This is a genomic window from Rhodoblastus sp., from assembly GCF_052145335.1.
Lineage (GTDB): Bacteria > Pseudomonadota > Alphaproteobacteria > Rhizobiales > Beijerinckiaceae > Rhodoblastus.
In genome coordinates this window covers 1-4117 of record NZ_JBKQOU010000164.1, presented here as the reverse complement: position 1 = coordinate 4117, position 4117 = coordinate 1, and the positions used below count along the sequence as shown (strand labels likewise).

Annotated in this window: 5 protein-coding genes; 2 read left to right on the top strand and 3 right to left on the bottom strand. The window is 60.1% G+C overall.

From position 1 onward, the window contains the following. The 3 genes from ACLP2E_RS11050 to ACLP2E_RS11040 form a co-directional block, all read right to left on the bottom strand. The coding region (locus tag ACLP2E_RS11050) for an acyl-CoA dehydrogenase family protein (protein WP_442465949.1) at window positions 1-458 on the bottom strand (458 nt) is incomplete at its 3' end. Further along, window positions 455-1588 carry a threonine aldolase family protein gene (locus tag ACLP2E_RS11045; RefSeq protein WP_442465948.1) on the bottom strand — a complete coding sequence of 378 codons (1134 nt, stop codon included), beginning with the start codon at window positions 1586-1588 and terminating at the stop codon, window positions 455-457. The genes ACLP2E_RS11050 and ACLP2E_RS11045, both read right to left, overlap by 4 nt. A gap of 35 nt (window positions 1589-1623) precedes the next feature. Beyond that, window positions 1624-2136, bottom strand: a complete 513-nt coding sequence (locus tag ACLP2E_RS11040; protein WP_442463726.1) for a flavin reductase family protein — start codon at window positions 2134-2136, stop codon at window positions 1624-1626. Between the two features lie 772 nt (window positions 2137-2908). On the opposite strand from ACLP2E_RS11040, the gene ACLP2E_RS11035 reads away from it, so the two are divergent. Together ACLP2E_RS11035 and nusG are read left to right on the top strand one after the other, a co-directional pair. Then, window positions 2909-3460 (top strand): helix-turn-helix transcriptional regulator, encoded by a 552-nt coding sequence (locus ACLP2E_RS11035; RefSeq protein WP_442465947.1) that lies wholly within the window; start codon window positions 2909-2911, stop codon window positions 3458-3460. 45 nt (window positions 3461-3505) lie between these two features. After that, the gene (nusG, locus tag ACLP2E_RS11030) at window positions 3506-4102 is read left to right on the top strand and encodes a transcription termination/antitermination protein NusG (protein WP_442465946.1); all 597 of its coding nucleotides are present in this window, start codon (window positions 3506-3508) and stop codon (window positions 4100-4102) included. Window positions 4103-4117 lie beyond the last annotated feature (15 nt).

Here is a 4117-nt window from a genome sequence, read left to right as displayed (position 1 = left end):
TTGCGCTGGATAGCGGCGTCGCTGGACCGGATGTTGCCGCCGCGTTGTCCCTCGGTCGTGGAGGACGCCAGCAACAGCTGCTTTTCGGCCACCTCCTCCAAGACGTGACGATGCCATTCGGCGCTCGTCCCGTGGCGGACCAGGCAGGCGAGCTTGGTCTGATGCATCGCATAGATCATGCCGGTCGAAGAACAGGCGCGGCCGAGTTGATAGCATATATCGGCGACCTCGCTGATCGACGCGCCATCGCCGCCGAGGTCCTTGGGTATCATCACGCCGAGCAGCCGCTGCGCACGGATCGCCTCGAAAGCCTCCGAGGGAAAGCGCGCCTCGAAATCGACGCTATCGGCGTTGGATTCCGCAATGGCGGCGCATGCATGAGCGCGCTTGTCGAGCGTCCCTTCACATTCGACGCGGGTGGCGACGGCGGCGGTGACCTTTACAGCGGTAACGTTCATTGGATTGCCCCATTTTTCAAGCTTCGCTCGGAAGCGCGGTCCGCGCGCCAGTCCGTGTTTCTGCGCCCATTGCCGGCTGCGTTGGTCATGGCGACGGCGACGAAGCCGTCGACCTCATCCGGAGTGGTTGCAAAGGAGGTCGCGAGCCGCACGAAAACTTCATCCGGGGCAAGCGCCAATCCAAGCCCTTGATGCGGCCACTCGTAATATTCGGCGCCCAGATCGCGCCATTTCTGGTTCAGCCTGCGCGGAATGATTGCGAACACAAGGTTGACGTCGCGCGCCCATGGCAAGCGCACGCCCGGCGCCCGGGAAAGTCCGGCGGCAAGCCGAGCCGCCTGCTGGTTCGCGCGGGTCGCCGATTCAAGCCAATGCCTGTCCTGGAGATAGGCAACCATTTGCGCGCCAAGAAACCGCCCCTTCGCCAGGCTGTGGCCCGCTCTCTTTCGCTGTCTCTGGAACTCCAGAGCGAGAGCAGAGTCGAAAAAGATCACCGCTTCGCAAGCTATGCCGCCATTTTTCGAGACGCCGAACGACAGGACGTCGACGCCCGCTTTCCAGGTCAATTCCGCCGGCGCCTTGTTCAGGGCCGCCGCGGCGTTGGCGAAACGCGCTCCGTCCATATGAACGGTCATGCCTTCCGCGTGCGCGCGGGACGTCAGCGCCTGAAGTTCCTGGACTGTGTAAACGGCGCCAAATTCGTTGGCCTGGGCGAGAGACAGGACCCTTGGGCGCGAACTCTGGCCTGGCCCGGCTTTAAGTCTGGTAAGCCGCTCGGCCAGAGCCGCGACGGAAACCTTGCCTCGTTCGCCGGGAAGCCCCAGCAACTTGGCGCCCCCAGTGAACATTTCCGGCGCGCCGCATTCTTCGGACATCACATGAGCGCGTTCATGGCACAATATGGCGCCCCATGCCGTTGTGGCGGCGCCGAGCGCCAGTGCGTTGGCTGCGGTGCCGGTTGTCACCAGATAGGCCGACAGGTCGCATTCGAATGTCTGGCGCAGCAAGTCGACAGCTTGTCGGGTTTCCTGATCGGCGCCGTATGGATGGGATGTTCCTGCGCATGCTTCGACGACTGCAGCCATTATCTTGCTGCTGGCGCCGGCCGCATTATCGCTCAGAAAATGCATTGCGTTGCTTTCTGCCTTATCTATTGCCGAAGTCTTCATTGCCAATCGAGGGCGTAACGCAGGCTATCCGCGTCATTTCTGGCGGCGGATGGATGAAACAGCTCTCGATAATTGCGCCGCCAATACAGCAGCGGGCCGCATGGATTCGACGACGCCAGGCTTGCGCAGACCCGTCCGAAGACCACGAAATGCGAATATTGCTCGACAATTTGCTCGACCATGCAATCGAAGACCGCGACGGCGTCGCTCAGGACCGGTGCGCCGGTCTGCAGCGTCCGCCAATCCGCGCCTTCGAACCGGTCCGCGCCGCGCCGGTCGAGCCGGCCGGCAAAACGATCGGCGACGACCGAATGGTGGACCGCCAGCACGTTCACCGCAAAGCACCGCGTCCGCTCCAGCAATGGCCATGCAGACGATTGGCGGTTGAGACAAAACAACAGGGTAGGGGGGCTGAGCGACACGGACGTCATGCTCGAAACCGTCAGTCCATGACGTTCAAGGCCGGAGCCGACGGTGACCACACACACGCCGCCTGCGCATTCAGCCATCGCTTCGCGCATGGATTCGGTTTGAGAGTTACTGGCGACGTCCATTCGATCTTGCTTTCATCGGCGCGACGATTGCGGCGAGCTACCGCACTCCGGGTGAATCGCCTGTCCCGGAGCGCTATTCTTTCGCAAACTCGAACTTAAGTTGCCACGGATCAAAAACGACCGCATCCTTCAGGTGAATTAGCCGCATCTTTGTCGGCTAAGTTGGATGCCGGAATGACTGCTCACGAAGAACGTCGACTAATACACGCCCATGCAAGTCTGTCGTGGGGCTGCGTGAAAGAGTTGCTAAAAATAGGTAGGCGATTTGAGTGAGTTGTGGCTTTTTAACGAGTTGCAATACTGGGTGCGCAATTTGGCGCGGGCGACCGCGATGACGCGGATCGCAGCTCGGCCGATGTCGAGCCTGCCGTGATCTTTCTCACGCTCCACGCCACCTGGCCTCTATTGGTGGAAACAATCGTTTTTGGGCTCCAGCGCCCTACGTCTTTCAGGCAAGCAATTACTCCTGCTGGCGGCGGCGAACGCCGATTGCGCATGATCCACGGTTTCGGTTCCACCCATATGATTGCTCCATGAAACGTTCGACCAATCGAGCGGAGCCTGGATTGCAAGCGCATTTTTACGGTGCGCTGAGCCTGCGGGGGAATTGTCAATGAACAGAGGGGATCTATTCGCTCCGTGGAAAGACGTTCGTACAAATTTGCGTGAGTTGCCGGTGTCGGCGCCGACGCTGGGGTTGGACACATTTCTGTCCTTGGGCCAGGCGATGATCGATACCGTTGAGCGGCTGGGTTATGGCGCCATATTGGTTGACGATACCGACTGCATTTTGAAGATCAACGCCACGGCGCGGAATTTGCTCCGGCAGAAGCTGGGGCGCGGCTCCCAGCAGTCCGAAGAGGACTGGCTTCGCAGCGCCACCCGCCGCCTGCCTGAGCGCGCGACACCCTGGTATCCAAGCGACACCGAAGCCTGGCGGACACTTCCATGCGACGGCGAGCGTCCGCTCATGGTGCAGCGAATTCCGCTTTCTCGCGGCCCCGACCGGCCCGGCTATTTCGTCGTCGTTCTCGCCGATTTTGACGGAAGGCCGCAGCCCAACCCCGAGACGTTGCGCCGGATCTTCGGGCTGACGGGAGCGGAAGCGAAGCTCGCCATCAGGATTCCCTTTGGGGAAACGCCAGCGGAAATTGCACGCGATCTTGGCGTCAGCGTCGCGACCATCCGCTGTCAACTCGCATCGATTTTTTCCAAGACGCAAACGCGTCGCCAGACAGAATTGGCCACACTGATCATGCGGGTCGCTATTTTGCCCTGAATAGCCAATGGCGACCAGCAAGTTCCCGGCATATCGAGGCGGTATATGACAGCGCAGCTAAAACATACGAACCCTGGACCAACAGAGCGGGTGAAACAAGACAACACCGGCGTCTCAGGTCGAAACGATCGGTGGTACGTCGTGCAAACGCGCCCCAATCGCGAAGCAGAAGCGAAAAGGCAGCTCGAAAACCAGCAATTCCGCACGTTCATTCCGCTATACTCAAAAACGGTCAGCCACGCCCGCAAGCTTCAGAAAATACGGGCGCCGCTGTTTCCCGGCTATTTGTTCGTGGTTCTCGACCTGAATCGGGATCCTTGGCATAAAGTGAATGGCACCATAGGGGTCACAAGCCTGATCATGGCGGGGGAGCGGCCATCGCCAGTGAGAGCTGGCGTCGTTGAGACGCTGATTGAATCGACAGCGAAGGACGGGGCATTGTGCTTCGTGCCTCCCTTGCGGATTGGCGAGCGGGTACGCCTGGCGTCGGGCCCCTTTTCCGAACAATTGGGCGTTCTGCAGGAGTTTGGCTCCTCCCAGCGCGTCCGTGTCTTGCTGGAAATAATGGGCGGACAGGTTCCTATCAGTCTGCCGCTTGACGCCATACTCCCGGTAGAGCCGGATTTTAGCGCGGAGAATTGAGAGTTTTGCAATTTT

Coding starts and splice junctions, on each gene's coding strand:
- nusG (WP_442465946.1), top strand. CDS start 3,506: ATGACAGCGCAGCTAAAACATACGAACCCTGGACCAACAGAGCGGGTG.
- ACLP2E_RS11045 (WP_442465948.1), bottom strand. CDS start 1,588: ATGCATTTTCTGAGCGATAATGCGGCCGGCGCCAGCAGCAAGATAATG.
- ACLP2E_RS11035 (WP_442465947.1), top strand. CDS start 2,909: ATGATCGATACCGTTGAGCGGCTGGGTTATGGCGCCATATTGGTTGAC.
- ACLP2E_RS11040 (WP_442463726.1), bottom strand. CDS start 2,136: ATGGCTGAATGCGCAGGCGGCGTGTGTGTGGTCACCGTCGGCTCCGGC.